This window comes from Chlorobium sp. (assembly GCF_021740465.1).
Classification (GTDB): Bacteria; Bacteroidota; Chlorobiia; order Chlorobiales; family Chlorobiaceae; genus Chlorobium.
Genome location: NZ_JAIOZR010000001.1, coordinates 124699 through 150478 on the forward strand (window position 1 = coordinate 124699; position 25780 = coordinate 150478).

25 protein-coding genes are annotated in these 25780 nt (G+C 52.9%); 14 read left to right on the forward strand and 11 right to left on the reverse strand.

The genetic code is table 11. From position 1 onward, the window contains the following. Positions 1 to 24: 24 nt before the first annotated feature. The 3 genes from K9G39_RS00600 to K9G39_RS00610 all read right to left on the reverse strand — a co-directional run bounded on the left by K9G39_RS00600 (position 25) and on the right by K9G39_RS00610 (position 2410). The gene (locus K9G39_RS00600) at positions 25 to 303 is read right to left on the reverse strand and encodes an OadG family protein (RefSeq protein WP_292002978.1); all 279 of its coding nucleotides are present in this window, start codon (positions 301 to 303) and stop codon (positions 25 to 27) included. A gap of 72 nt (positions 304 to 375) precedes the next feature. After that, on the reverse strand, positions 376 to 1896 hold the full coding sequence (locus tag K9G39_RS00605) for a fumarate hydratase (RefSeq protein ID WP_292002979.1): 1521 nt from the start codon (positions 1894 to 1896) through the stop codon (positions 376 to 378). A gap of 49 nt (positions 1897 to 1945) precedes the next feature. Beyond that, positions 1946 to 2410: a universal stress protein gene (locus K9G39_RS00610; protein ID WP_292002980.1), complete on the reverse strand. Its 465-nt coding sequence runs from the start codon at positions 2408 to 2410 to the stop codon at positions 1946 to 1948. Positions 2411 to 2664: 254 nt separating this feature from the next. Between K9G39_RS00610 and K9G39_RS00615 the strand changes: the two genes are divergently transcribed. Next, the gene (locus tag K9G39_RS00615) at positions 2665 to 4227 is read left to right on the forward strand and encodes a bifunctional aminoglycoside phosphotransferase/ATP-binding protein (RefSeq protein WP_292002981.1); all 1563 of its coding nucleotides are present in this window, start codon (positions 2665 to 2667) and stop codon (positions 4225 to 4227) included. Between the two features lie 43 nt (positions 4228 to 4270). On the opposite strand, the gene K9G39_RS00620 is transcribed toward K9G39_RS00615, so the two are convergent. The 8 genes from K9G39_RS00620 to K9G39_RS00655 all read right to left on the reverse strand — a co-directional run bounded on the left by K9G39_RS00620 (position 4271) and on the right by K9G39_RS00655 (position 14018). Next, positions 4271 to 5146 (reverse strand): VIT1/CCC1 transporter family protein, encoded by an 876-nt coding sequence (locus K9G39_RS00620; protein WP_292002982.1) that lies wholly within the window; start codon positions 5144 to 5146, stop codon positions 4271 to 4273. Positions 5147 to 5189: 43 nt separating this feature from the next. Then, positions 5190 to 7070, reverse strand: a complete 1881-nt coding sequence (htpG, locus tag K9G39_RS00625; protein ID WP_292002983.1) for a molecular chaperone HtpG — start codon at positions 7068 to 7070, stop codon at positions 5190 to 5192. A gap of 220 nt (positions 7071 to 7290) precedes the next feature. Then, positions 7291 to 8163, reverse strand: coding sequence for an N-acetylneuraminate synthase family protein (locus K9G39_RS00630; RefSeq protein WP_292002984.1), 873 nt, complete (start codon positions 8161 to 8163; stop codon positions 7291 to 7293). Between the two features lie 50 nt (positions 8164 to 8213). Continuing rightward, a complete protein-coding gene (locus K9G39_RS00635; RefSeq protein ID WP_292002985.1) occupies positions 8214 to 8747 on the reverse strand; it encodes a 3-deoxy-D-manno-octulosonate 8-phosphate phosphatase in 534 nt (177 codons plus the stop codon). A gap of 742 nt (positions 8748 to 9489) precedes the next feature. Then, positions 9490 to 10902, reverse strand: coding sequence for a class II fumarate hydratase (gene fumC, locus K9G39_RS00640; protein ID WP_292002986.1), 1413 nt, complete (start codon positions 10900 to 10902; stop codon positions 9490 to 9492). A 35-nt stretch (positions 10903 to 10937) separates the two neighbouring features. Next, positions 10938 to 11822, reverse strand: a complete 885-nt coding sequence (locus tag K9G39_RS00645) for an ADP-polyphosphate phosphotransferase (protein WP_292002987.1) — start codon at positions 11820 to 11822, stop codon at positions 10938 to 10940. Positions 11823 to 12056: 234 nt separating this feature from the next. After that, positions 12057 to 12590 carry an inorganic diphosphatase gene (locus K9G39_RS00650; RefSeq protein ID WP_292002988.1) on the reverse strand — a complete coding sequence of 178 codons (534 nt, stop codon included), beginning with the start codon at positions 12588 to 12590 and terminating at the stop codon, positions 12057 to 12059. 96 nt (positions 12591 to 12686) lie between these two features. After that, positions 12687 to 14018, reverse strand: a complete 1332-nt coding sequence (locus K9G39_RS00655; protein WP_292002989.1) for a sodium:alanine symporter family protein — start codon at positions 14016 to 14018, stop codon at positions 12687 to 12689. A 179-nt stretch (positions 14019 to 14197) separates the two neighbouring features. On the opposite strand from K9G39_RS00655, the gene K9G39_RS00660 reads away from it, so the two are divergent. The 13 genes from K9G39_RS00660 to K9G39_RS00720 all read left to right on the forward strand — a co-directional run bounded on the left by K9G39_RS00660 (position 14198) and on the right by K9G39_RS00720 (position 25553). After that, positions 14198 to 15796, forward strand: a complete 1599-nt coding sequence (locus K9G39_RS00660) for a peptide chain release factor 3 (protein WP_292002990.1) — start codon at positions 14198 to 14200, stop codon at positions 15794 to 15796. 266 nt (positions 15797 to 16062) lie between these two features. Then, complete coding sequence (locus K9G39_RS00665; RefSeq protein WP_292002991.1) at positions 16063 to 16320, forward strand: hypothetical protein; 258 nt, start codon at positions 16063 to 16065, stop codon at positions 16318 to 16320. Next, positions 16302 to 16583: a Txe/YoeB family addiction module toxin gene (locus K9G39_RS00670; RefSeq protein WP_292002992.1), complete on the forward strand. Its 282-nt coding sequence runs from the start codon at positions 16302 to 16304 to the stop codon at positions 16581 to 16583. The genes K9G39_RS00665 and K9G39_RS00670 overlap by 19 nt, the downstream gene beginning before the upstream one ends. Before the next feature lie 459 nt (positions 16584 to 17042). Further along, positions 17043 to 17966: a site-specific DNA-methyltransferase gene (locus tag K9G39_RS00675; protein ID WP_292002993.1), complete on the forward strand. Its 924-nt coding sequence runs from the start codon at positions 17043 to 17045 to the stop codon at positions 17964 to 17966. A gap of 126 nt (positions 17967 to 18092) precedes the next feature. Continuing rightward, positions 18093 to 19364 (forward strand): site-specific integrase, encoded by a 1272-nt coding sequence (locus K9G39_RS00680; RefSeq protein WP_292002994.1) that lies wholly within the window; start codon positions 18093 to 18095, stop codon positions 19362 to 19364. 24 nt (positions 19365 to 19388) lie between these two features. Beyond that, entirely contained in the window at positions 19389 to 20081 is a 693-nt protein-coding gene (locus K9G39_RS00685) for a hypothetical protein (RefSeq protein WP_292002995.1), read from the forward strand. Between the two features lie 95 nt (positions 20082 to 20176). Continuing rightward, positions 20177 to 20407, forward strand: a complete 231-nt coding sequence (locus tag K9G39_RS00690) for a hypothetical protein (protein WP_292002996.1) — start codon at positions 20177 to 20179, stop codon at positions 20405 to 20407. A 3-nt stretch (positions 20408 to 20410) separates the two neighbouring features. Beyond that, positions 20411 to 20680 (forward strand): hypothetical protein, encoded by a 270-nt coding sequence (locus K9G39_RS00695; RefSeq protein ID WP_292002997.1) that lies wholly within the window; start codon positions 20411 to 20413, stop codon positions 20678 to 20680. A gap of 115 nt (positions 20681 to 20795) precedes the next feature. After that, positions 20796 to 22256, forward strand: coding sequence for a phage/plasmid primase, P4 family (locus K9G39_RS00700; RefSeq protein WP_292002998.1), 1461 nt, complete (start codon positions 20796 to 20798; stop codon positions 22254 to 22256). Between the two features lie 52 nt (positions 22257 to 22308). Beyond that, a complete protein-coding gene (locus tag K9G39_RS00705; protein WP_292003066.1) occupies positions 22309 to 23217 on the forward strand; it encodes a DUF6371 domain-containing protein in 909 nt (302 codons plus the stop codon). A gap of 53 nt (positions 23218 to 23270) precedes the next feature. Further along, complete coding sequence (locus K9G39_RS00710) at positions 23271 to 23714, forward strand: hypothetical protein (RefSeq protein ID WP_292002999.1); 444 nt, start codon at positions 23271 to 23273, stop codon at positions 23712 to 23714. Between the two features lie 134 nt (positions 23715 to 23848). Further along, entirely contained in the window at positions 23849 to 24331 is a 483-nt protein-coding gene (locus tag K9G39_RS00715; RefSeq protein WP_292003000.1) for a phage terminase small subunit P27 family, read from the forward strand. Between the two features lie 412 nt (positions 24332 to 24743). Continuing rightward, entirely contained in the window at positions 24744 to 25553 is an 810-nt protein-coding gene (locus K9G39_RS00720) for a BRCT domain-containing protein (protein WP_292003001.1), read from the forward strand. Positions 25554 to 25780 lie beyond the last annotated feature (227 nt).

Consider the following 25780-nt stretch of genomic DNA (forward strand, 5'->3'; position numbering starts at 1 on the left):
CCCTCGCCGCCGCCGATATGCCCTTTACCGGCTTGCATGCGCATGCACCGCTGCGGTAATCACGGCCGTCATGCGTGAGGCCTCGTCGGCCGAAGGAGAAGCCGCCATGACCGTTTTCTTCATCTCTTTCTCCCTCTTTTTCCGGCGTTTCGATTCGGCTTCTTCGAGAAGCATCTTCTCCTCCTGAAGGGCATGCTCGCTGAAAACCGATGAGAGGGCTTTTATCAGCATGTTCATCACAACGAGAAAAAGGTATACCGTCAGCATACCGATAACCATGAGAATCAATCCATCCAGAACCATACTGTTCAGTATTTAAAATTGTTATAAATTTTGAATTTCAATGTACGCAGATTAATCCACTTTCAAAACAGCTCAGGCCATCGATCCAAGCAGACCGAACGACTCGTCCTCCACCTTCCGGTGAAGGCTGTTGCCCTGCGCGTCCATGGTGACGATTGCCGGAAACGAGTCCACCTCGAAATGCCACATCGCCTCGGGAACCCCCATCTCTTCGAGAAAATCCACCCCCGTGACGGTATGGATGCATTTGGCGTAGTACTGTGCGGCGCCTCCTATGGCATTGAGATAGACCGCACCGTGCTCCTGGAGCCCCTTGAGGGTTTTCGGGCCCATCCCCCCCTTGCCGATAATGGCCCGCAGACCGAGTTTTTCGATCACATCGGCCTGGTAGGGCTCTTCGCGGATCGAGGTGGTCGGTCCTGCGGCGGTTACGCGGTAGCTGCCGTCCTCGTTTTTCATGACGACCGGTCCGCAGTGATAGAGAATGCCGCCCAGGGTATCGATGCCCTCCGGCAGGTCGTGGTGCATGACGTGATGATGAAAGGCGTCGCGACCGGTATGCATGACGCCGTTGATGATGACGATATCGCCGACCCGCAGCCTGCGCACCTCGTCCTCACCGACCGGAGCCTGCAGTACGACCTCCCTGCCGGTCAGCGGAATGCCTTCGCCCCGGGCCATTCGCCGGATTTCGTCGGTGTCTCGGTACTGCCAGCTGACGATCGATCCCGATTCGGGATCGACGAGCACGCCGAGACGGCGATAGGCCCAGCAGTTATAGGCCACCGAAACGAAAAAGCTTGCCGGAACCCGGTGTGAGGCGCCGATCTTGCAGCCGAGCAGGGTGGTCTTTCCCCCGAATCCCATGGGTCCGATGGAAAGCGTATTGGCTTTTTCAAGAATCTCCTCTTCGAGCGCCTGCAGTTCGGCATCCGCATTGGTGTCGTCAACCCGACGGAAGAGCTGTTTTTTGGCAAGTTCGTATCCGCTGGTGCGGTCGCCGCCGATTCCTACACCGATAAAGCCGGGGCTGCACCCCTGGCCCTGCGCCTGATAGACCGCGTGCAGAAGACACTTGCGTACACCGTCGAGGTCGCGTGCTGCCTTGCCGAGACCGGGAATTTCCGCGGGAAGCGAGTACTGGATGTTCTTGTTTTCGCACCCCCCTCCCTTGAGGATCAGCCGCACCTCGATTTCATCCTTTTCCCACGGCTCGAAATGGATGACCGGCACATGCCGTCCAAGATTGTTGCCCGAGTTTTTACCGCTGAGGGCATCCACCGCGTTCGGGCGAAGCTTTCCGGTGCGCGTGGCCTCGGCTACGGCCTCCTCGATTTCGCGCTTCATCATGAGCTGGTCGGCTCCCCGGGGAGAGTGGATGAAAAAGGTGGGCATGCCGGTATCCTGGCATATGGGCGATACGTTGTCCACTGCCATGTCGATGTTGACCGAGATGGCCGACATGGCGAGCCCTGCCTGCGATGCGGGGTCCTCCCGATCGATAGCTCCTGCGATGGCTCGGCGCACGTCGCCGGGCAGGTTTGCCGATGTTTCGGTAATAAGCGCGAGTACTGATTCCCTGAAATTGTTCATGGCACTGAAAGGATAGATGCTGTTAATAAACCGGCAGCCGCGCGGCCGGTCAGTTGTTTGCGGCTTTTTCGGAATCCGACTGCTTCACCAGCAGCACGGGAACACCCGCGGACCGGAAAACCGCTTCGGCCACGCTGCCCACCATGAGGCGCATGATGCCGGTTCTTCCGTGGGAACCCATGATGATCAGATCGGCTCCCCATGCAGTTGCATGATCGCTTATCACTTTTGAAGCCTCTCCTCGAAGCACATGGATATCGGCACACAGACCGTTCTTTTTTTCAGCCATGAGCACTCCTGCAAAAGCTTGCGGAATAACGTCGTCGTTCTCCTGCACAGCGAGGTTAAGGCCGTAGCTCGCCGCGGTTTTCATGGCGATGTTTTCAGGGGGCTGAACATGCAGAAACCGGACATGAGCGTTAAGCTTGCGGGCGAAGTCAATAGCATACCTGACCGCTTTGTCCGAGGTGTCCGAATAATCCGTCGGGCAGAGAATCTTTGAAAGATGGATCATAAGAGGTGCCTGATGACAGGTGAAAAAAAGAATCGTGGGCGCTGCTTTTCAAACCTTGAATCTACATTTTTTTCCGGTTAAAACATCCGTACTCCTGCAGCGTCTGCAGAGAATGCTTCATTGCCGCACTCCCGTCTCCGGAGGAAAAACCGGAGAAAGAGAGATGCTCCTGTTTCTTCGGCTGTTATATTTGATTTAATTACCGGCAGAGCGACGAGCCCCTGAAAATCCCGTTACCCGAGGAGAGGAGCAACATGGAAGCCATTCTGGAAGCACTGATCCGGCCGGATGCCTACCCCCACCCGACCGAAGCCATAACGGTGGTGGAAACCCATATTTCATGGGTATTGTTGACCGGTACCTGGGCCTACAAGATTAAAAAGCCCGTAAATCTCGGTTTTCTCGACTTTTCCACCCTCGAAAAACGGGCATACTTCTGCCATGAAGAGTTGCGCCTGAACCGACGGCTCGCACCGGAACTTTACCTCGATGTCGTACCGGTTACCCGTTCACAGGAAGCCCTCAGAATAGGGGGAAGCGGCACGGCAATCGAGTATGCCGTAAAAATGGCGCAGTTCGACCGTGCATTTGAACTCGACCGGCTGCTTGCCGGAAACCGGCTTCATGCAGAACATATCGACAGCATCATCCGGACGGTTGCCGCATTTCATCGGACCATACCGCATGCGGATCCGGATTCGGAGTACGGCAGGCCGGAAAAACTGATTCTGCCCCTGCTTGAAAATTTCCGTCATACCGAAGAGCTCGTTGCCTGCGATGCCGAAAAAGTACTGCTCGAAAAAATCAGGAGGTGGGCGCTCGATGAGCATCGCCGCCTTGCCGCCCGCTTTCTGGAAAGAAAAGCAGGAGGATTCATCCGGCACTGCCATGGAGACATGCATACCGGCAATATGGTCTGGCAAAAGGACCGGGTACTGATTTTCGACTGCATCGAGTTCAGCCCGGCGCTCTCCATGATCGACGTAACGAGCGATATCGCCTTTCTTTTCATGGATCTCGAGCACAGCGGCAACCCAGGGCTCGCATGGCGTTTCCTCAACGGCTGGCTTTCGGCTACAGGCGACTTCGAAAGCCTGCGCCTCCTGCGCTTCTACAGCCTTTACCGGGCAACGGTACGGGCAAAGGTAACCGCTATCCGTTACGAACAGGAAGCGGATGAAGCTCGCAGGCACGCCATCCGGGAGGAACACCTCTCCTATGTGCGTCACGCCTTTCACTATACGCTGCCGGTTTCGGCCCGGCTCATGATAACCTGCGGTGTTTCAGGCAGCGGAAAGAGCACGCATGGAGGGGAGATAGCCTGCCAGATGCAGGCTGTTCATATCCGCTCCGATATCGAGCGAAAGCGGCTTGCCGGCATCGGTCCGGATGCCGGCAGCCGTAACCGCGACGGTTTGGACATCTATACGGCCTCTTTCACCGAAACTACCTACCGGCGTCTTGCGGAGATCGCGGCAACAGCTCTTGAAGAGGGTTTTCCTGTTCTGGTGGACGCGACATTTCTCGAAAAAGGCGAGCGGAGGCGGTTCAGGGAGCTTGCCGCCCGATACGGCTGCCCCTTCGCCATCCTGCATTTTCATGCCGACGACGCGATACTCCGCGAGAGGGTAAAGGCGAGGTTCCTTGAAGGACGAGATCCTTCGGAAGCCGATGAAGCGGTACTGCAGCGACAGCTCGAGGCGGCCGAACCGCTCCCGGAAGAGGAACGCCCCGACGAAATCCTCATCGATACAGGCCGGGATGTCGATTACCGGGGCATCGTGCATTTCCTGCGGCACCCGGAGGCGCCGCTCTGAACGGAACCTCCGGGGCATGATTACCCGAGCACGAAAAGGAAGTCTAAACCTCGATGCCGAAAGCCAGCCGTATGCCGTATCCGGCGGCAAAACTGAGTGCTGCTACCGTAAAACTGAGGCCGACCATCTCGAAAAACCGGCTCCTGAAGGAGAGATCGCGGGCAACGGAGATGTAGTAATTGAAAAAACCGATAATGCAGACGGCTGCGGCGAAAGCCATGCCGAGACAGAGATACAAATCGTCGAACAGCAGGTAAGGGGTCACCAGCACCAGCACCGTGAGCAGATAGGCTACGCCGGTATATATTGCCGCCTTGAGAGGATTTTTTCCGCCCGGATCCGACTTGGTCGACAGGTACTCCGAAGCCGCCATGGAGAGCGCTGCGGCGAAACCGGTGATCGAGGCGGTCAGCGCCACGAGCGGAGTGTTCTGCAGGGCGAAGGTCAGACCCGCAAGCACGCCCATCAGCTCGACAAGCGCATCGTTAAGGCCGAGCACGATGGAGCCTGTGTATTTGAGGCGGTCTTCGTCGAGCAGGGTTATCAGGGCCTGTTCGTGCTCCTCCTCGTCGCGGATGATGCCGTTTATCTCCTTGAAGCTGCCCGGCATGCGGTTGTATGCGTTGTGGGCGTTCTGCTCGGATTTTTCCATGAGCTTGATGCCGAAGGTAAAACCGAACACCATGCTGACGAAGGTGTAGAACCAAACCTTCATCCTGCTGGGCGCAATATCCCTGCGGGTGTAGGTTTTCCAGACGTTGTAGTGCCGCAGCTCGTCGTCGGCGATCTGGCTGAGAATGCGGCGGTTCTTCACCCCGCTCACTTTGCGGGAAAGGTTTTTGTAGATGAAATGCTCGGTGATCTCGTTTTTCTGGAAAACGGCTACCTCCCGCGCATCGAAATCCCTGCTCTGTTTCACAAATCAACCGGTTAAAAAGTTGTTAAAGCCTCAACGGACCCGCTTAGCGCTGCAGGGTTGCCGCCTCGATCAGTTCGTTCATCCTCGAAAGAAATTCGGTAGTCGAATCCAGCCCGCCCTCGTGCAGCAGCGCCGCGTCGTAAAGCTGCCGTATAACCGTTCCGATGAGCGGATTGGCGGCATTGGCCATGTACATGCCCGAAAGGTTCCTGATAATGGGATGGGAGGTGTTAACCTCGAGAATCTTTTTGCCGGCAGGCATGTCGGCCTGCATCATCTTCATCATCCGCTCCATCTGGCTGTCGAGCGCATCCTTTCCGCTGACCAGCGTTACCGGAGAACTGACCAGCCGGTGCGACTCGACGACATCCTCGATCCGGTCTCCCAGCACATCCCTGAAAAGCCCGAGAACAGGCTGCAGCAGGTTTTCCGGCAGCGGCTCGCTCCCATCATTCTCCGCCGTTTTTGTGAAATCAATATCGGCTTTTTCGATTGATTTCAGAGGTTTTTTCTCATACTCGTGAATGGAGGGAATCACGAACACATCGACGGGGTCGCTGAGCAGCAGCACCTCGATACCCCTGTCCTGGAAATACTCGAGGTTGGGATGCGCCAGCAGCTGGCTGCGGCTGCTGCCGGAGTGAAAGTATATCTCTTTCTGATCCGGTGCCATCCGCCCGACATACTGGCCGAGGGTGACATACTCGTCCGGAGCGGTTTTCGTGCTTTCGAAACGAAGCAGCTCGATCAGCTTGTCGCGGTTGGTGAAATCCGTGTTCAGACCGATTTTCACGATGGGCCCGAACGCCTTGTAGAAGGTGCGGAACTTTTCGGGCTGCTCTTTGGCCAGGCCCTCAAACCAGCCGAGAATCTTTCCGGTGAGAATCTGGCGGATTTTGGCCATCACCGGGCTCGACTGGACGATCTCCCTCGATACGTTGAGCGAGAGATCTTCGGTATCGACAACGCCAACCAGAAAACGAAGGTATTCCGGCAGCAGGTCGCGGCACTCGTGCTGGATCATCACTTTTTTTACGTAGAGCTGGGGACCGCGGTTTTCAAGCTCGCTCTGGCGGTAGAGCAGCTCTGGCGGGGCTTCCTTCGGCAGGAAAAGCAGCGCCTTGAAACTCACCATGCCTTCGACGGAAACATGCAGATAGTCGAGAGGGTCCTGAAAATCGTTGGCGACGAACTTGTAGAACTCGTTGAGCTCCTCCTCCTTCATTTCGCTCTTCGAACGCTGCCAGAGCGCCGTCACGCTGTTGATCTGCCTTCCGCCCAGGGTGATGGGAAAATCGACGAAATTTGAATACTTCTTGATGATATGCTCGATACGGTACTCCTCGGCGAACTCTTTCGACTCCTCCTTGAGCCTGAAGGAAATGGTGGTGCCCCGTCCGGCTTTTTCGATCTTTTCGATGGTGTAGGTGCCTTCTCCCGAAGAACGCCACCGGTAGCCTTCGGAACCGGGCCTGGCGCTTCTGGTTTCAACCGTCACCTCGTCGGTCACCATGAATACCGAGTAGAAACCCACGCCGAACTGGCCGATCAGATTGCCGTCGAGCTCCTTCTGCTGATCCTTCAGGGCCTGCATGAAACCGAGTGTCCCGGATTTGGCGACGGTGCCGAGATTGGCAATCAGCTCCTCCTCGCTCATGCCGATGCCGTTGTCCTCGATAACGAAGGTAAGCTCCTTCGGATCGACGGTTATCCTGATTCCGGGATCGCCCTCTCCTTCCAGAAGATCCTGGTCGGTAAGCGCATTGAAGCGCACCTTGCTCAGGGCGTCTGAAGCGTTGGAAATAAGCTCTCTGAGAAAAATTTCCGGATGGGTATAGAGCGAATGGACGATGAGGTCCAGAAGCTGTTTCATTTCGGCCTTATATTCGAACTCCTGCACTGATGAACCGTTGTTGCTGCTCATAATTGCACACTGGTTTGGTTAATTCATTAGAAAAATCATTCCGGCATCGGAATGAAAAGACAAAAACAAGGGCATGTGCTCCGCGCCATGCAATCGAGGGGTAAATTTAAGCGAGGGATTGAAATATAACAAACGCCCCGTAACCGACCCGCAGGGCGAAGGGCCGGCTTCAGCTGCAATGAGCCCCTGCGACTTGCGGGTCAATCAGGCCCTCCGGGGGCTACTGCACCCTGCGAAGTTTTTTGCGGGCAGCCATTTCACCCTCATAGACCCGTTTGAGACCGTCTCCGAGGGCTTTTTCGATATCACGAATATTGGAAACAAGCCGGCTCATTCCCGATATCTCGACCGAGGCCGCCTGGTCCGATCCCCACATGGCGCGGTCGAGCGTGACATGACGCTCGATGAAGGTGGCTCCAAGAGCCACGGCCGCCCATGTGGTGGCAAGACCGACCTCATGGCCCGAGTAGCCAACCGGTATATCCGGCCAGGCGGCTTTCAGCGTTTCGATCACGCGAAGGTTCAGCTCCTCGACCGGACACGGATAGGTTGAATTGGTATGCGCCACAAGCAGGTTGGCGATGCCGAGCTCGCTTATCGCCATGGATATCTCCTCCATGGTCGACATGCCGGTGGAAATGATGAGAGGGCGTCCTGTCGATGCCGTTTTTTTCAGAAGCGCCAGATCGGTGAGCGAAGCCGACGCAGCCTTGTAGCAGGGCGGGTTGAACTGCTCCATAAAATCGACCGCCTCCTCGTCCCAGCAGGACGCGAACCAGTGAATGCCTTTCTCCCGGCAGAATGCGTCGATTTCTGCATACTCCTCGCGGCCGAACTCGACCTTGTACCTGTAATCGATATAACGCATCCTGCCCCAGGGGGTATCGCGCTCGATATCGCGCTGGTCGGCAGGCACGCAAAGCTCCGGCGTGCGCTTCTGGAACTTCACGGCGTCGCATCCGGCAAGGGCTGCCCCTTCGATGAGCTGCCGCGCCACATCGAGCGACCCGTTATGGTTGATGCCTATTTCAGCGATAACGTATACCGGATGAGAGTCTCCGACATATCTGTTTCCGATTTTTACTTCCGCCATACAATCCTTGAAAAAATTAATAAAAAAACCTGCGAAGACCGCAGTGCGGCTCAGGCCGGCAGCGGAGCGTCCGTCCGGAGGGCGATCAGCCATTCGGCGAAATCCCTGAAGGCTCCGTATCCCCCTTTTTGCCGGGAGACATAGTGAACAAAAGGCTCCACGAAAGACATGGCGTCGCCGGGGCATGCGGTAATGCCCCGGGGGGATATAGCCCCGATGATGCCGAGGTCGTTGACATCATCGCCGATATAAGCGAGCTCGTGCAGCTCCAGGCCGGTATCCCGGAGAACCGACGGAAGTTTTGAAAGCTTGTCTTTCACGCCGAGATAGAGGTGCGGCATCCGCAGCTTTTCTGCGCGGCGGGCAATGCTCGGCGACACCTCGCCGGTCATGATCGCGGTATCGACACCGTGATCCCTGAGCCTCTCGACACCCATGCCGTCACGGATGGAATAGCGTTTCATCACCTCTCCCGTCTCGCCGTAATACACCCCGTTATCGGTGAATACGCCGTCATTGTCCGAGATGACCAGCCTGATGCCGGCGGCACGCCGCCGAAGTTCCGCGTTTCCGAGTTCGATCATGAGTGAGTGCAGAAAAAAAATATCATAAAAAAGGACGGGGATCACCCGCCCGACCGTCCGATCTTCCCCGCAAATATAGAACATTTCTGTGTCTTTAAAGCCCTCCGGCAAAAAACGCATCGTCCGGCGGCTGCAGAAAAAAAGTTACCAACAGGTTATCCACATTTTTTTCAACATCCCCGGCAACGGCTTTAACTGCATGAGTAACGCAATACGGCGTATTCCGGAAACAACGCGAAAAACCGGTTATCCTGTTTAAAAACATTTATGTAGCAAACAAGGAAATCCTGCCGGTACTGCTCTGACGCAATAATTTTTCCGGCATGAGACGCCGTATTACCCCAGAACCCTGGAGGTTGTCAACAAATATCCGGCGCAATACGGCAGGAGTAAGAAAAGAATACTTCACCGCAAAAAAAACATCCCGATTCATACGTTCGGCGGTACGACCGCATCACCGGACGGTGCCCGAAATGAACCTGCTGAACATCCGGAGCTAATATCGGCAGCGATAAACAGAGGTGTCGAAAAAACGGAATATCTGTAAAAGAGAAAGAAAAAAACTGCGAACTATGTCGGAACAGATACAAGCGCCCTGAAGCCTGAAAATAAAAACCGGCTCTCTCAGTTTTACATGAACGAGCCGGTAGCAGGGAGAAAACCTCTAAAGAACAATAACCACACAACCTTTAATACACAACAAAAAAAAAGGCGATTTTGTTCAGGAAAACACAAATATTTTTCACCCGTTTTCATTCCGGAGCCCCATACCGGTCATGGCCGAGGGATTCACCCACCTGTTGTACTCCGCCTCCGTTACATAACCGCTCAAAAGAGCGGCTTCTTTGAGTGAAAGCTTTTCCTGAAAGGCTTTCCAGGCGATTTCCGATGCCCTGTCGTATCCGATGTGAGGGTTGAGGGCCGTTGCAAGCATCAGGGAACCTGCCAGATGACCGTCGATAGCCTCCCTGTCAGGCTCTATGCCCTGAACACATCTTGCGGTAAACGACAGGCATGCATCGCCCAGCAGCTCGGCCGACTGCAGAAAGGCCGTGATCATGACTGGTTTGTACACATTCAGCTCGAGCATGCCTCCTGATCCGGCCACCGAAAGCGTTACGTCGTTACCCATTACCTGCGCACACACCATAGTGAGTGCTTCGGCCTGCGTGGGATTGACCTTTCCCGGCATGATCGACGAACCCGGCTCGTTTGCAGGAAGCACCAGCTCACCGATGCCGCAGCGCGGCCCCGAAGCGAGAAGCCGGATATCGTTTGCGATTTTCATGAGGCTTGTGGCCAGAAGCTTCAGGGCTCCGTGCGAACCCAGAAGCGCATCGTGTGACGCCAGCGAGGCAAAGGGATTGGGGGCCGCCATAAAGGGATAACCTGTCAGCGAAGCGATGTTCCCGCACGCTTTTTCGGCGAACCCCGCCGGAGCGTTGAGGCCGGTACCGACCGCGGTGCCCCCAAGTGCCAGCATGGCGAGAGGCTGTAGGGAACTTTCGAGCCAGCCGATACCGTGCGCAACCTGGGCGGCATAACCGGAAAACTCCTGGCCGAGCGTCAGCGGAGCCGCATCCATGAGATGCGTACGTCCGGTCTTTATGATTCTTTCGAACGCCTCTGCTTTTTCCGAAAGCGCTGCATGAAGCTGCCGGATGGCGGGAAGGGTTTTCGCCGAGAGCGAGCTGAAGGCGGCGATGTACATGGCTGCAGGAAAAACATCGTTGGAAGACTGCGACATGTTGACGTCGTCGTTGGGGTGCAGCAGCCTTTGGCCCTCTCCCTGGCGGTTTCCGAGCAGCACATGAGCACGGTTGGCGATCACCTCGTTGACGTTCATATTGGTGTGGGTGCCCGATCCGGTCTGCCAGACAACCAGCGGAAAATGGTCGAACAGTTCTCCCCGAATGAGCTCGTCGCACACGAGAGCAATCGCATTCATCTTTTCCGGAGAGAGAACCCCAAGCTCGCAATTGGCGATTGCCGCAGCTTTTTTCACATACCCCAAAGCCCTTATCACCTCACGGGGCATCGAACCCGGAGGGCCTATCCTGAAGTTCATGAGCGAGCGCTGCGTCTGTGCCCCCCAGTATTTCGCGGCAGGCACCAGCACCTCGCCCATGGAGTCTTTTTCTCGTCTGTCGTTCATGGCTGCATGGCGTTGTCGTTGATCGGGGCGATCCTTCACGACTCCTCACGCAGAAGCATGTTGCGGCATTCCCGCAACTCCTCCGACCTCCGGGCGTCGGCTTCGGGAAATCTGAGGTCAAGCCCCTGAAACATGTCGAGAATAATGCGCGAGACCAGAAGCCTCGTATTCTTCTTGTCGTCGGCCGGAATGACGTACCAGGGAGCGTAGCTGGTGCTGGTTGCCGAAAGGCAGGCTTCATAGGCCTTCATGTATTCACGCCAGTACTGGCGCTCTCCGATGTCTGCCATGCTGAACTTCCAGCTCTTTTCCGGCTTGTCGATCCTTTCCAGAAAACGCTTGCGCTGCTCCTCCTTCGACAGGTGCAGAAAAAATTTCAGAATCCGGGTGCCGTTCCGGTAGAGGTGCCGTTCAAGCTCGTTGATCGACCGGTATCGCTGTTTCCAGACGTCGCCGTTTTTCATACGCACCTCGGGAATCCCCTGACGCACGAAAATTTCGGGGTGGACACGCACGATGAGCACCTCTTCATAATAGGAGCGGTTGAAAATGCCGATGCGCCCCCGCTCCGGCAGGACGCAGTTGGTTCTCCAGAGAAAATCGTGATCGAGTTCATGCGGCGAAGGGTGCTTGAAACTGTAAACCTGGCACCCCTGCGGATTGACTCCCGACATGACATGACGTATCACGCTGTCCTTGCCTGCGGCGTCCAGGGCCTGAAAAATCAGGAGTACCGCATACCGGTTGTCGGCATAGTGGCGCTGCTGGATTTCACTGAGCTGTCTGACGTGCCGGTCGAGCACCGCAGTGCACTCTTTTTTTGAGGAGTAGAGAGGAGGCTCGAGGGTGGGAAGTACCGAAAGATCCATCGGCACACCCTGCTGAACACGATATTTTTCAGGAGAGATCACACTGTTCATAACCGCTGTTTTTCAACAGTTAGGAAAGACGGGGAACGGCAAACAAAAACTATACAGTAGAAACGGATTAAGCCGGCAGTTCGTTCGTTTAGCCCGACCGGAGGCGCCCCCTCTCTCTTCCTGAAAAACCGCAGGCGACAAAAAAAACCGCGAAGGGCAAGCGGAAAAACCCTTCGCGGCAGGAAACAGGGATGCAGCGAAACCCCAACTTCAGGGGTTCATCAACAAAACCGCTTATGCGTAAACCTTGTTATAGTTGTCGATGGCATGCACCACGCTCTGGCGCGCGATTTCGGCATTCTGGAACTGCTCGACAAGAACGGTTTTATGCTCGAGAGCCTTGTACTCTTCAAAAAAGTGCTGGAGCTCGGAGTTGAAGTACGGAGGAAGCTGATCGATATCGTTGATACCGTTCATGCTCACGTCATCTTCGGCAACGGCAATGATCTTGTCGTCGCCCTCGCCATGATCGACCATGCGCATAACACCGATCACTCTTGCCCTCACCAGGCACAGCGGAACAATATCGCACTGGGAAATCACCACGATATCGAGCGGATCGTGATCGTCACCGAGCGTTTTGGGAATGAAGCCGTAATTGGCAGGATAGAATACCGAGGAAAAAAGTACCCGGTCGAGCTTCAGCATGCCGGTCTTCTTGTCCAGTTCATACTTTGTTTTACTGCCTCGTGAAATCTCGATAATGGCATTGACAATATTAGGCTGATCTTCTCCTATCTCAACATGATGCCAGGGATTGAAATTCATAACGGATGTCTTGAATTGGTTATAGGTCAAACACGGAAAAGCCGTGGCATTATAGCATTTTTTTTCAAAGGCTTCAAGAGAGACGGCAAGAGAATCTCAGCTTTCGGCTTTCTGCTGAAAATACGCTCTCGTTTCGGCAGCGACCACAGGACTCAGCACCAGCAGCGACACAAGGTTCGGCAGAGCCATGAGCGCGTTGGCGATGTCGGCGAAGGTCCAGACCACCTGCAGCGAAGCGACCGAACCGACCATGACCGCCGCTACCCATGCCCAGCGGTAGGGCACGACAAGCTGTTTGCCGAACAGGTATTCCATGGCTTTTTCGCCGTAGTACGACCAGCCGAGAATGGTTGAAAATACGAAAGTCAGCAGCCCGAAGGTAAGCACGGCATTGCCGATATAGGGTACTTCGTTGAAGGCTGCGTTGGTAAGTTCCGCACCTTTCAGCCCGCTCTGCCACATGCCGGAGTTGACCACGACGATGCCGGTAACTGCGCACAGCACAACCGTATCCCAGAATGTACCGGTTGCCGAAATCAGCGCCTGGCGCACCGGATGGCTGGTCTGTGCTGCTGCTGCGACAATGGGAGCACTGCCGAGTCCCGATTCGTTGGAAAAAAGGCCGCGAGCGATACCGAAACGCATGGCCTCCCGCACTCCCGCTCCGGCAAATCCGCCGAGAGCGGCCTGGCCGTTGAATGCCGACGAAAAGATGAGCTGCAGGGTTTCGGGCAGCGAGTCCTGGCGAAGAAACAGCAGCACAAAGCACCCGATAACGTAGAGCAGCGCCATGAATGGCACCAGGTACTCGCACACCTTCGCGATCGACTTGATGCCGCCGATGATCACCACCGCAGTGAACACCGTAAGCAGCACGCCGGTGATCCAGGGGGCAATATTGAAATTGCTCTCGACCATCGCGGCTATGGAGTTGGCCTGCACCATGTTGCCGATGCCGAATGATGCGACTACGGTGAACACAGCGAACAGCACGGCGAGCCACTTCATGTTCATGGCTTTCTCGAGCACGTACATAGGTCCGCCCGAAACCGTCCCGTCCCCGCCCACGACCCGGTACTTCACCGAAAGCAGCGCCTCGGAATATTTGGTAGCCATACCGAACACGCCGGTCAGCCACATCCAGAGTACCGCACCAGGTCCTCCTGCGGCTACCGCAGTGGCAACACCGACGATATTACCGGTACCGATGGTGGCGGCAAGCGCCGTCACCAGAGCGCCGAAGTGGCTGATCTCACCCTCACCCTCCCTTGTTCTTGTAAGCGACATACGGATGGCGCTGAAGGTGTGCTTCTGGATGAATCCAAGCCTGAACGTAAGAAACAGATGGGTGCCGAACAGCACGGCAAGCAGGGGCACGCCCCAGACATATCCGCTGATCTGGTCAAGAAGTTTTTCAAGTCCGCTCACGCTGCCTCCGGAATCGGGTTAAGGATAAAAGCTGGTAACATCAGATCAAGCTTGAAAATACGGTATTGTACGCTAAGTGCATGAACCCGTCGATTCTTTTTTTACCCCCTATCTTTGTATCTTTGCGGCTTACAGCGATTTTTCACCTTCCGCAGTAGCGGAAACACACTGAGCAAAGCATGGACGCAGCCTTGAATAAGGAAACCGCAAAACGGAAAACCTTTGCCATCATCAGCCACCCTGATGCCGGCAAAACCACCCTTACCGAAAAGTTTCTGCTTTTCGGCGGCGCGATCCAGACAGCCGGAGCGGTCAAGAGCAACAAGATCCGCAAGACGGCCACCAGCGACTTCATGGAAATCGAAAAGCAGCGAGGCATTTCGGTAGCCACCTCGGTGATGGGATTCGAATACAGGGGGCGCAGGGTCAACATTCTCGACACGCCCGGCCACAAGGATTTCGCCGAAGACACCTACCGCACCCTCACGGCCGTCGACAGCGTCATTCTGGTCGTCGACTGCGTCAAGGGCGTCGAAGCCCAGACCGAAAGGCTTATGGAGGTCTGCTCGATGCGCAATACTCCGGTCATCATCTTCATCAACAAGATGGACCGCGAAGGCAAAAACCCTTTCGAGTTGCTCGACGAACTCGAACACAAGCTTCAGATACAAGTCCGTCCACTCACCTGGCCAATCAGCCAGGGCCAGACCTTCAAAGGGGTCTACAACCTTTACCGGAGAGAGCTGAACCTGTTCGAGGCCAACGCCACCAGAATCGGCGAAACGCTCATCAAGATCAAAAGCCCCGAAGATCCGGAACTGGAAAAGTGGATTCCGGAAAGCTTCTGCGAGAGGCTGAGGGAGGAGGTCTCCCTGATAGAGGGGGTCTACGAGCCCTTCAACCCGGAGCTTTACCGCGACGGCCTTCTGGCGCCGGTCTTTTTCGGAAGCGCCATCAACAACTTCGGCGTACAGGAGCTGCTTGAAACGTTTCTGGCCATAGCCCCGAGCCCGCATGAGCGGGAGGCCGCACAGAGGGTAGTAAAAGCTTCGGAAGAGGCCATGACCGGTTTCGTATTCAAGATCCACGCCAATCTGGACCCCAACCACCGCGACCGGACCGCCTTTTTCAGAATCTGTTCAGGCAAGTTCGAGCGCAACAAGTTCTACTACCACACCCGCCTCGGCAAGAAAATCCGGTTCTCGAGCCCCACGCAGTTCATGGCTAACGAAAAAAGCGTGATCGACGAAGCCTGGCCGGGGGATGTGATCGGCCTGTACGACAACGGTTCGCTGAAAATCGGCGACACGCTCACCGAAGGCGAGGATCTGCAGTTCCGGGGCATTCCGAGCTTTTCGCCGGAAATTTTCAAGTTGCTTGAAAACCGCGACCCGCTCAAGACCAAGCAGCTCGACAAGGGAATCCGGCAACTCACCGAAGAGGGTGTGGCGCAGCTCTTCGTGCAGTACGGCAGCCGCAAAATCGTAGGCACGGTGGGCGAACTGCAGTTCGACGTCATCAAGTTCCGCCTCGAACACGAGTACGGCGCCCAGTGCGACTTCATGCCGCTCCGCTACCACAAGGCATTCTGGATAACCAGCGACAACAAGGTGCAGCTCGAGGAGTTCATGCGCCGCAAATCGACCGCCATAGCGCTCGACCGCGAAGAGCACCCGGTGTTCCTGGCCGAAAGCGAATGGATGCTGAAGGTCGCCCGCGAGGACTACCCCGAACTTGAATTCCACGCCACCTCCGAATTCAAGACCGCCGGGGAGTGATTTCCTCTCCCGCCTGAAATGCCAAAGCCCGTCTCGCGACGGGCTTTACGTATCATACAATTTCACCTATGACCCTGACTCCCCCCGACCCGGGATTTCCCTCTTTGCCAGCCCGCGCAGAGCACTTGCTCATGCCCCGGTATTGCCGTAATTCCGGAAAGGAGTAGCGTGATCTTCATCAGGTGGCTCGGCTCGATTCGGAAGCTGATAGCATGGATGTTTGATTTGTTTTGTACATTATGAGGTAACACATAAAGCACATCACCATGATCGCAATCAGCACAACCGAACTGCGGAAAAACCTGCGGAAGTATCTGAACCTCGTCCAGAAGGAACGAGTCATCATTCAGTGCGGGAAAAGCGAAACCTATGAAATCATTCCCGCCCGCAAGATCAGTGACAAAGACTCCTGTTATTCCAATCAGGAGCTCCTCAGCGTACTGAAAGAGTCAGAGGATGACATTGCCAAGGGTCGCATCCGTGAGGTCAATGACGTCAGGGACTTATGGGAAAATATTCCATAATCGTAACCCAAAGGGCCGACAGCGATCTTAAACACTGGCATCAGAGCGGTAACAAGTCCGTTCAGCGCAAGATCGAAAAAATCTTCAACGAACTTCGGGAACATCCAACGAAAGGAAGCGGGAAACCGGAACAGCTCAAAGGAGAGCTGTCGAAATACTGGTCGAGAAGACTGAACAAAAAAGACCGGCTCATCTATCGCATCGACGAAAACGTTGTCATCGTTTACATCCTTTCCCTCTGCGGCCATTACGACGACACGTAAAAAAACAGTTGAACCGGCTGACAGGAACTCGCTCTAATCCTGTTCAGTTGTTCGGGTATGCTCCATCATTGGAATATACCCCACTGCAATTAAACTTCATGTTTTCAGTCACGACCCTGAGTTCCGTACGAACTTGAATTCCACGCCACCTCCGAATTCAAGACCGCCGGGGAGTAACCTCCCTTCCCCGCCTGAAAATACGTTTGACGGACAGGGCTCCGGATCTCTGGGAAGCCCTGATGACTGGAACTGAACACCCAACGAGGTAAACGCAGTAACGCAAACCTTCAGGCATGAAAACCCGGAACTTGCCGCATGTAACTCACCAGCAATCTGAATGGCTCAGGCAAAAAAATCAGGGAAAAAATGTAAGTTTACCCGGTAGCGATAATGAGCCTCCCCTGCCCTGCATGATGGAATATCACAGCAAAAACCTGAACCTGATTCATACGAGAAGTAATGGAAATTAAAACCGATCTCTATTTGGGTGACTGCCTGAATATCCTCAAAGAGCTGCCGGACAACTCGGTAGACCTGATATTCACCTCACCGCCATATGCAGATCAAAGAGAAAAAACCTATGGCGGAATTCATCCGGATAAATACGTTGCGTGGTTCCTGCCTATAACTGAACAACTCCTGAGAGTCCTCAAACCTACCGGCACGTTTGTTCTCAACATAAAGGAAAAGGTTGTCAACGGAGAAAGAAGTATCTACGTGATGGAGCTCATCCTTGAGATGAAAAGACAACAGGGCTGGTTTTGGACCGAGGAGTTCATCTGGCATAAAAAAAACTGCTATCCCGGTAAATGGCCAAACCGGTTCAGAGACTCCTGGGAAAGACTGATACAGTTCAATAAAAGCAAGCAGTTCTACATGAACCAGGAAACCGTCATGGTTCCTATGGGCGAGTGGTCGAAAAGCCGTCTCAAAAGGCTCAGTGAAACAGACAAAACCCGTGATGAATCCAAAGTCGGCAGTGGATTCGGGAAAAACATTTCAAACTGGCTTGACCGGGAAAAGGCATATCCAACAAATGTACTCCATCTGGCAACCGAGTGTAACAACAAAAACCACAGTGCTGCATTTCCGCAAGGACTTCCGGAATGGTTCATCAAGCTCTTCACCAAAGAAGGCGACACGGTACTCGACCCGTTCATGGGCTCCGGCACAACCAACGCTGTAGCCAAAAGAATGAAAAGAAACTCGATCGGCATAGAAATTGTCCCTGAGTACTACGAGATGGTCAGAAACGAACTCGAACCGACGGAACTTTACCTGCTGGAAAAAAAGAACAGCTATGCAACAAATCTCCCTGAATTTCTTGTACCGTGTATATTGACGTATTACGATACCTTCCCTTTTCTTCCCTTCTCTTACTGATTACAATACTCTACAGCCTTCCTCCCTATCCTTTGATTGCTTCACTTTTCGCTTTGTTTCTTATGGTTTTGTGATTAATTTGTGAGATTTCACAAGGCGTGTCACAAAAACAGGGGAATCGGCGATATGGGCGTGAAGGTTATCGAGCGAAAAGCAGCGTCGGGAGATATAGCGTTTTCGATAGACGTTTATCATAAAGACTTCGGGCGTTTCCGGCAGTCTACCGGATTAAAGGCAAGCCAGAAAGACCGTAAGGCGTACGCCAAAGCGAAGGCTGAGACGGAAGAGCAGCGACGACAGATTGAAAAGCAGCTTGAGCGGGATCCTGCCGGCACATTCAGCAGGAAAGCAAGACAGACGGATGATTTTCTTGATTACTATCGGAGCTACGCAGAAAAAGGGAGACATTCCGTTTTTATGAATGTTATACCGATTCTCCAGCGGTTCACCGGGGGCAAGCTATTGTTCAGTGAACTGAATTCTATCTGGTTGGAACGGTTCAAAGCGCACCTACTGACTATTGAGACTATCAGCCAGAACACGGCGACGGATTATCTCCGTTCCGTGAAAACAGTCATTCGGGCAGCTTGGAGGCTTGGGTACATCGAGCAGGATTTTACCGGCAAAGTATCGGGAATAAAGAAGGTTGCCATTGAGACGGAATTCCTTCAGGTCGAGCAGCTCAAGGCGTTGCATCGGGCGGAATGCAGTAATGAGATGATTAAGCAAGCGTTCTTTTTCGGTTGCTTCACCGGGCTAAGAATTTCAGATATTGAGGCGCTCACATGGCAGAAGGTTTCTTTGGTCAATGGAGTCCCGTACATCCGCTTTCAGCAGGTTAAGACGGGCCAGTATGAAAACTATCCTCTTACTGCCGATGCCGTGAAGGTTCTGCAAGCTGTTCGGGGGATCTATGCGGAATTCGCTCCAGAGGGTAGCGATAGCGTGTTCATCCTTCCGAGTCGGAGCCGATTGGGGCAGATTCTTCACGTCTGGGGATTATCGGCAGGGTTGAAATTTCGGTTACACTTCCATGTTTCCCGGCACACCTTCGCCACATCGGCGCTTACTGCCGGCGTGGATCATTATACGGTTTCAAAACTGTTAGGACATACGGACATAGGGACTACGCAGCGATATATAAGGCTTGTTGATTCCAAGAGGCTTGCAGCGGTTCAGTCGTTACCAGACGTGCTTCAGTCATTCCCGGCGGATCAGGCAGTGTTCCCGGCGCCACCAGCAGCAGCCGGCACGGGAAAGAGCACGCTATCTAAGGCGCTTGAGGTGAAAGGCCAGAAGATTGCAGCGGCGTTATCGTTGCCTCGGGATGATGACGGGCGCTATCTGTTCGACGGGCAGCGATATACAGCGGTTGAACTTGCAATTGAGGTTCAGTAAACAACAATAAAACAAGTGGATGATATGAATATTCATTGGGGCGTCATCAAGGTTCTTCAGGATGCAGCGGAATCCTTTATTGAGAAAGAGCAAGGCAAAGCGAGGTTTCACCGGGAACAACAGCTTTGCTGTGGCGCAATGACAGATGAGGGCTTAAAGCATGACCGGATAGTTAAAGAAGGATATCGGCGCATTACTGAGGTCGAGACGTTCCGGGAAAAGCTGTCTGATGTTGCGACTACGGAGGATATTGATTCTTTGTTGAGCGATAGGGTTCGGGGGTGGCTCATTTTAGGAATGGCGAGTAAGGCTGATGCCAGCCGGTGGACGAAAGAACTTGTCGATTCGGGAGAATGGAGCTTAAAAAAAGGATTGATGCCGTATGAGCAGTATTTCATGTTTCAGGCTCATAATCTCCTACGGCGGCTCCCGGCTGATTTATCGGAACCAGTCGATCAAGCACACAGTTTAAACGCTGAATCCCGATGCTTACAGTTCATCGAAGAACGCCATAAACTGGCGGCTCCTGATGATCAACTGCTTTATCTCCCATTAAAAGGAGGGCGGAGACCGGTTGGAGCGAAAACCAAGACAGGTTATATCGCAAAGCTATATGATGATTTTAAGAAAGAGTCTCCAGTTTTGGTTGCGCTATCAGTGTTTGAGCAGGCATTTAAGACATACAAAAGGCAATTGAACGAGAAAAAGAATAGGTAGAAATAAGGACACCTTATACCTATTCGTCCTTCCTATAAATCCATTAGTAACATGCACTTGCAGTTAACAGAACTTCAAGTAAACATGTTGCTATTATGGAAAGCACACTTCTTACCAGACCTGAGAAAAAGTTCTTCTCTACTCCTGAGCTTGTCACTTTCCTGCATGACTATGCGGGCATGACTGTTTCCAAATCGACAGTATTCAAGTGGTCGATGCTTGGGAAAATTCCTTGCCAGAAAGCGCCAAACGGCAGACTCCTTTTTCCCGTGGATAAGGTTCAGCAATGGATCGAGAGCGGCAGCGTCGAGCAAGGGGAGGGCTGAGCGATGACGCGAAAAAGCAAAAGCCTCACCGGGCGAAAGGTGAGGCTTAAGAAGGAAATTGATGCTGATGGGCGAGACCAGCGGGAACAGTCTCAAAATATCCAGCCTGCCGATAATTTCAAAGCCTTCGAGACCTACGAGCGAAATGTCCGGCGGGCCTGCATTGATGCTTACGTGCTCCTGAAGGACTTCCCGTCACGCTTGCGATTCAGCTACTTCGTCGGCTCAGATGGCAAGCTTCTTGCGCGTTGCGAACGGAGGGCAGGTCAATGACAAATCAACAGCGCCCACACGGCAAGAATTCGACCGGGCTATTCGACGATAGCCTGATTCTCAGGTTAAGAGCTTTCCTTGTTCAGCTCAACCGATTCATGGGAGGGCTTGGATTATGACCAGTATCATTGACGAGATCAGAGCCGAAGCGTTTGAGTCGGAGCCAGAAAAAAAAGATGTTTTGGGATTGTCTGGAATGTCACTTTTGTCACCAAATGAGATTCTTGAGCAGCTTCTTGAGCAGATCGAGCCGGTCAATTTTACCGGATTCACGGGCGGCGGAGAGGTTCGAGCAGTTCATCACCGAATCTATTCTATCAAAAGCGTTGTCCGTTTGGCTGAGTGCAAGAACTGGGGCTTATGCAAAAGAAACGGGGCGGTTTATGTTTTCACCGGGTCGCATTGGCGGCGGGTCGAGGATGACGATATGGAAGCGTTCTTGGGTACGGCGGCGCTCCGGACAGGCGTTCCGAGGTATCGGGCAGATGATTACAAATTCCGGGCAGAGCTGTTAAAGCAGTTTCATAGCGAGGCGCATCTAACCCAGCCGGACATGGGCACGGGTCGAACACTCATCAACCTGCAGAACGGGACATTCGAAATTACACAGTCCGGCCAGCAGTTACGAGAGTTCCGGCGCGCGGACTTTCTGACGCACGTTTTACCATTCGAGTACAGGGAGGATGCTAAGGCGCCTTTGTTCCGGTCGTTCCTTGAGAGAGTTTTACCGGATCCGGATTCGCAGCGAGTTTTAGCGGAGTTCGTGGGTTACGTCTTCATCCGTGGGTTGAAACTCGAAAAGGCGCTCATGCTTTACGGCGGCGGCGCGAACGGGAAGAGCGTCTTTTTCGACATACTTCTTGCCCTGCTTGGGTCAGACAATGCCAGCAGCTACAGCCTTGCCAGCTTGACCGACAGCCGAAATGCTTACTACCGGGCGATGCTTGCGGATAAGCTTGTGAATTACGCTTCTGAGATTAACAGTAAGGTCGAAGCAAGCATATTCAAACAGATCGTTTCAGGTGAGCCGGTCGAAGCGAGGTTACCGTACGGGAAACCCTTTATTCTGAAGGAATACGCGAAACTGATTTTCAATGCGAACGAACTGCCGAGAGATGTTGAACACACGAACGCATATTTTCGGCGGTTCCTGATTATTCCGTTCACGGTTACGATTCCTGAGCACGAGCAGGACAAGCAGTTGGCCGGTAAGATAATTGCTTCGGAATTGCCGGGCGTTTTTAATTGGGCGTTAGAAGGCTTGCGACGGTTACTCCAACAGAAAAACTTCAGCAATTGCGATGCCGCACGGCACGCGGTCGATCAGTATAAACGTGAAAGCGATTCTGTTCAAATGTTCGTTGACGATCGAGCGCTTGAGCCTTCAGGTGTTGGCTTCGAGACACTGGGAGACCTCTACAAAGGCTATAAGAGCTTTTGTGCTGATGACGGTTACCGAGAATTAAATAAGCGGAATTTCTCAAAGCGTTTGGAGGCTTGCGGGTTTGAGAAGGTCAAGAGGGGTACCGGGTGGGGCTTCGGTTGTTCCCGGCGCGCGGATGAGGAGCCGTTTTAGTGACAAAAGTGACATTTATGACAGTGGTAAAACAATCTTTTTTTTGAGCGTAATGTTTGAGTACCGTTATCACTTGGAGCGGAGCGGATCGAAACATATCTGCCCGGCATGCCAGCAGCGGCGCTTTGTTCGGTACGTTGATACCGTGACCGGCGAACAGATTGCTGACGATGTAGGCCGATGCGACAGAGAGGATTCATGCGGTTATCACCTGAGACCGAGTGAGTACTTAAGGCAGGCAGGCGCAAGGCCGCCAGCAGCACCGAGACGAAAGGGGCCGATACTTGAGCCTGAGCCTTCGCTTATTGATGCAGAGATGGCGAATAAGAGCCTTAGGAATTACAATGAGAACAATTTCGCGTGGTGGCTTGCCAGCGTGTTCGGGATTGAGAAAGCTTTCGAGCTTGTCGATGCTTATCACGTTGGCACGTCGAAGCATTGGCCGGGAGCTTCGATATTCTGGCAGCAGGACGTTGCAGGCAGGATCAGGAGCGGGAAAATCATGCTCTATAACGCAGAGACGGGGCGCAGGGTGAAAGAACCGTTTAATCATACCAATTGGGTACACAAGGTTCTCAATATCGAGCCTTTCCACCTGAAACAGTGCCTGTTCGGAGAGCACCTGCTTATCAGGGAAGAAAAGCCCGTTGCCCTTGTTGAGAGCGAAAAGACGGCTATCGTTGCTGCAGGATTCATCCCGGAATACTCATGGCTGGCGCTCGGCGGCAAGAGAGGCAATACAGACAAGACACGGGAGGCACTGCGAGTATTGCGGAACCGCAAGGTAACGTTATTCCCTGACTTGGGCGCGTTCGACAAATGGAGCGAGATTGCAAAGGGAATGCCTGGCTTTACGGTGAGTGATATTCTTGAGAGACGAGCAACCGACACGGACAGGGCTGCAGGGTTGGACTTGGCAGATTATCTCTTGATGGAAAACAGGCAGGCGCTTTCAGCTTGAGATAGAACGGCGGCTATGGGAGAGCCAGCGAGAAGATCCAGCAGCGCGCCGATATGGCGGCAAGGATCGGGGTTCAGATGAAGGTTTTACATTACAAACAATCGGCACGAGCCGGACAAACGGGAAAGCACATGAGTAGAAAAAGAGAGAGTTGGGGGAGTGTTACGAGGATAGCAGACAGAGCGTTCAGGGAAACGGGGCCGGTTTTTTCTGAGAAAATCTTCCCGCTCCTAACTCCTGAATTATCTGAGACCATTGCCGATGTATCCCGGCGAGCCTTTGAATCAGACTTTATCAACTCTCAGGAGGTGCGTTGTTTGATGCTGAGCTTATATAACTCTTGGGTATCAGGAAACCCGGATATGGCGCTGCACGTGGCGGAGATCGTAGCGGATCAGGTTCTACATATTACGGGAACATTGCAATCTGAAGGTATCGAATTCGACAATGACGGACGGCGGACGGATGGATACGGCGACGAGTACGAGATCACGTGACCGGAGCGACGGGGAAGGGAGGGGGCGGAAAGAAACTTTTAAAAACGGGCTTGCCAGAATAACACTGCTGGGGATTTTTTTTAGTGCGCCGATAATTTCGAGTATTTTTGTCAACCAACAAGCGATTCACACCAATGAAAAGACTACCGAAGCAAATGCACATCTTACAAGGCACATACAGACCTGCACGGCACGACGGAGAACCTGAGTTCCCGGCAGCGAGCACCAAACCACCGAAACATCTTACACCGGCGGCGCGGGCAGTTTGGCGACAGGAAGCCGTTCCACTTATCGAGAACGGAGTTCTGACGGTTGCCGATATTTCTATGATGGCGGATTATTGCCAGCTTGTCGCAGACTACCGAGCGTTGATGCAGGAGATTGGCGGGTGCTTTGTCGTGGACAGCGCAAGAGAGGACGGCGCGCAAGTGAAAAACCCGGCGTGGCAGATTGCGCGAGACATGCTCCAACTGATAAACGCGATGAGACTTCAGTTCGGTTTGTCGCCTGTCTCAAGGTCGAAAGTGACGGCACCGGAGAAGCAAAAGCCGAGCAGTGAGTGGGATGAGTTTTCAGCCGAGATAGCCAGCAGGGGCCGGATGCAGGGTAATGAATGATATGGCTTTACGCGAGATCGTTCAACGTGGGCGATTTATGAGCGTCGTTTTTCATGAGAGAGGTGGCGTTTTTTGCATTCGATGGATAGGCAAGAATTCCAGTAATGGCCGGAAAGCTTTATACTCAGGGGTTAAGGCTCAGAGCGTTGGCGATATACCACCAAAACGCAACAAAGGAACGAATAAACGAACAAATAAAGAGACGTATCGGGCAGGTTCAGGATGACTGCAAGGAGCGTATTTCTCGGCTTTTTTTGTTTTATATGAATATCTTATCTAAAAAAAATTATTGTCTGGCAGCATAACATTAAAGAGAATCAAAATGGGTACTTGCAATCTTGATCAGAACGGCCAGCCTGAAAACATAGCATTCAATTATTATGCGAATCGTAGAAAAGCCCTCTATAGCCTGATGGGAATCATTGAGGGTATCCAATCCGATACGGTTATCACTGATTCTGAAATCGGATTTCTCAGTGTATGGATAGATGAAAATGAAGAGTTATTCAGAAATGCCTTAATGGGTTCGCTACAACAAAAAATCCGCAAGATATGCCAACAATGCCATGTTTCACATGAAGAAGTGGCGGGTATCCGAGCAGCTGCAAGTATTCTTGTTTACGACAATGACAAGCTAATAGTAAACTATGGCCCTGAAAATGGTCATGAATTATTACTTGGTATTTGCAAAGGAATCAGCTCCGACCGTATCCTGAATGATACTGAAATCGAATACCTTGCCGAATTTCTTGATAGAAACACTTTTCTGCGAAATTCTTGGCCGGGTTCTGAATTATTTTCAAAACTAAAAGCTGTTTTACAGGATGGAGTAATAACGGAAAATGAAAGAACGATTCTGAAGAATGCTATCAATTCATTGTTTGGTGATTCTATAGCTCAGGGTATCACTGAGGGCTTATCTACCCGTTTCCCTGTTGATTCGGATGCTGAAATCATCTTCTCAGAACGTACTTTCTGCCTTACGGGAACATTTCTGCACGGAGAACGTAAAGAGTGCGAAGCGCTCATTTCTAAACGAGGTGGCATACCGATGAAGTCAGTTACAAAAAAACTGAATTACCTTGTAATAGGGGCATTATCCTCAAGAGATTGGAAATTTTCAAATTATGGGCTCAAAATACAAAACGCTGTACTCAATCGGGATCAAAAAGGGTGTATCGTAAAAATTATCAACGAGGAAATGTGGCTTTCAGCACTCTAATATTATCGGTCAGAAAACAAATTAGACAGGGCATGAATTACAGTAGTGTCTTTTCGGGGTTTTATCGGGCTTAGATCGGGAGTTTCAGGTTTACAAAAAGTATTTCATTGATGAGTGTCCGAAATGAAACCATCTACCAGTATGGCTTGCGGGTAAATTTCTTAATCAGCAATAGTCATAAGAAGAATTGAAGCCGGGAACGTATTTTCCTGGCTTTTTTGTTGTCT

Excerpts from the sequence above, each read along its gene's own strand:
- K9G39_RS00695 (WP_292002997.1), top strand. The coding sequence starts at position 20,411 with ATGACGCGAAAAAGCAAAAGCCTCACCGGGCGAAAGGTGAGGCTTAAG.
- K9G39_RS00600 (WP_292002978.1), bottom strand. The coding sequence starts at position 303 with ATGGTTCTGGATGGATTGATTCTCATGGTTATCGGTATGCTGACGGTA.
- K9G39_RS00675 (WP_292002993.1), top strand. The coding sequence starts at position 17,043 with ATGGAAATTAAAACCGATCTCTATTTGGGTGACTGCCTGAATATCCTC.
- K9G39_RS00710 (WP_292002999.1), top strand. The coding sequence starts at position 23,271 with ATGGCGGCAAGGATCGGGGTTCAGATGAAGGTTTTACATTACAAACAA.
- K9G39_RS00605 (WP_292002979.1), bottom strand. The coding sequence starts at position 1,896 with ATGAACAATTTCAGGGAATCAGTACTCGCGCTTATTACCGAAACATCG.
- K9G39_RS00680 (WP_292002994.1), top strand. The coding sequence starts at position 18,093 with ATGGGCGTGAAGGTTATCGAGCGAAAAGCAGCGTCGGGAGATATAGCG.
- K9G39_RS00615 (WP_292002981.1), top strand. The coding sequence starts at position 2,665 with ATGGAAGCCATTCTGGAAGCACTGATCCGGCCGGATGCCTACCCCCAC.
- K9G39_RS00650 (WP_292002988.1), bottom strand. The coding sequence starts at position 12,590 with ATGAATTTCAATCCCTGGCATCATGTTGAGATAGGAGAAGATCAGCCT.
- K9G39_RS00690 (WP_292002996.1), top strand. The coding sequence starts at position 20,177 with ATGGAAAGCACACTTCTTACCAGACCTGAGAAAAAGTTCTTCTCTACT.
- K9G39_RS00715 (WP_292003000.1), top strand. The coding sequence starts at position 23,849 with ATGAAAAGACTACCGAAGCAAATGCACATCTTACAAGGCACATACAGA.
- K9G39_RS00645 (WP_292002987.1), bottom strand. The coding sequence starts at position 11,822 with ATGAACAGTGTGATCTCTCCTGAAAAATATCGTGTTCAGCAGGGTGTG.
- K9G39_RS00685 (WP_292002995.1), top strand. The coding sequence starts at position 19,389 with ATGAATATTCATTGGGGCGTCATCAAGGTTCTTCAGGATGCAGCGGAA.
- K9G39_RS00660 (WP_292002990.1), top strand. The coding sequence starts at position 14,198 with ATGGACGCAGCCTTGAATAAGGAAACCGCAAAACGGAAAACCTTTGCC.
- K9G39_RS00700 (WP_292002998.1), top strand. The coding sequence starts at position 20,796 with ATGACCAGTATCATTGACGAGATCAGAGCCGAAGCGTTTGAGTCGGAG.
- K9G39_RS00720 (WP_292003001.1), top strand. The coding sequence starts at position 24,744 with ATGGGAATCATTGAGGGTATCCAATCCGATACGGTTATCACTGATTCT.
- K9G39_RS00610 (WP_292002980.1), bottom strand. The coding sequence starts at position 2,410 with ATGATCCATCTTTCAAAGATTCTCTGCCCGACGGATTATTCGGACACC.
- fumC (WP_292002986.1), bottom strand. The coding sequence starts at position 10,902 with ATGAACGACAGACGAGAAAAAGACTCCATGGGCGAGGTGCTGGTGCCT.
- K9G39_RS00635 (WP_292002985.1), bottom strand. The coding sequence starts at position 8,747 with ATGATCGAACTCGGAAACGCGGAACTTCGGCGGCGTGCCGCCGGCATC.
- htpG (WP_292002983.1), bottom strand. The coding sequence starts at position 7,070 with ATGAGCAGCAACAACGGTTCATCAGTGCAGGAGTTCGAATATAAGGCC.
- K9G39_RS00705 (WP_292003066.1), top strand. The coding sequence starts at position 22,309 with ATGTTTGAGTACCGTTATCACTTGGAGCGGAGCGGATCGAAACATATC.
- K9G39_RS00630 (WP_292002984.1), bottom strand. The coding sequence starts at position 8,163 with ATGGCGGAAGTAAAAATCGGAAACAGATATGTCGGAGACTCTCATCCG.
- K9G39_RS00670 (WP_292002992.1), top strand. The coding sequence starts at position 16,302 with ATGGGAAAATATTCCATAATCGTAACCCAAAGGGCCGACAGCGATCTT.
- K9G39_RS00665 (WP_292002991.1), top strand. The coding sequence starts at position 16,063 with ATGATCGCAATCAGCACAACCGAACTGCGGAAAAACCTGCGGAAGTAT.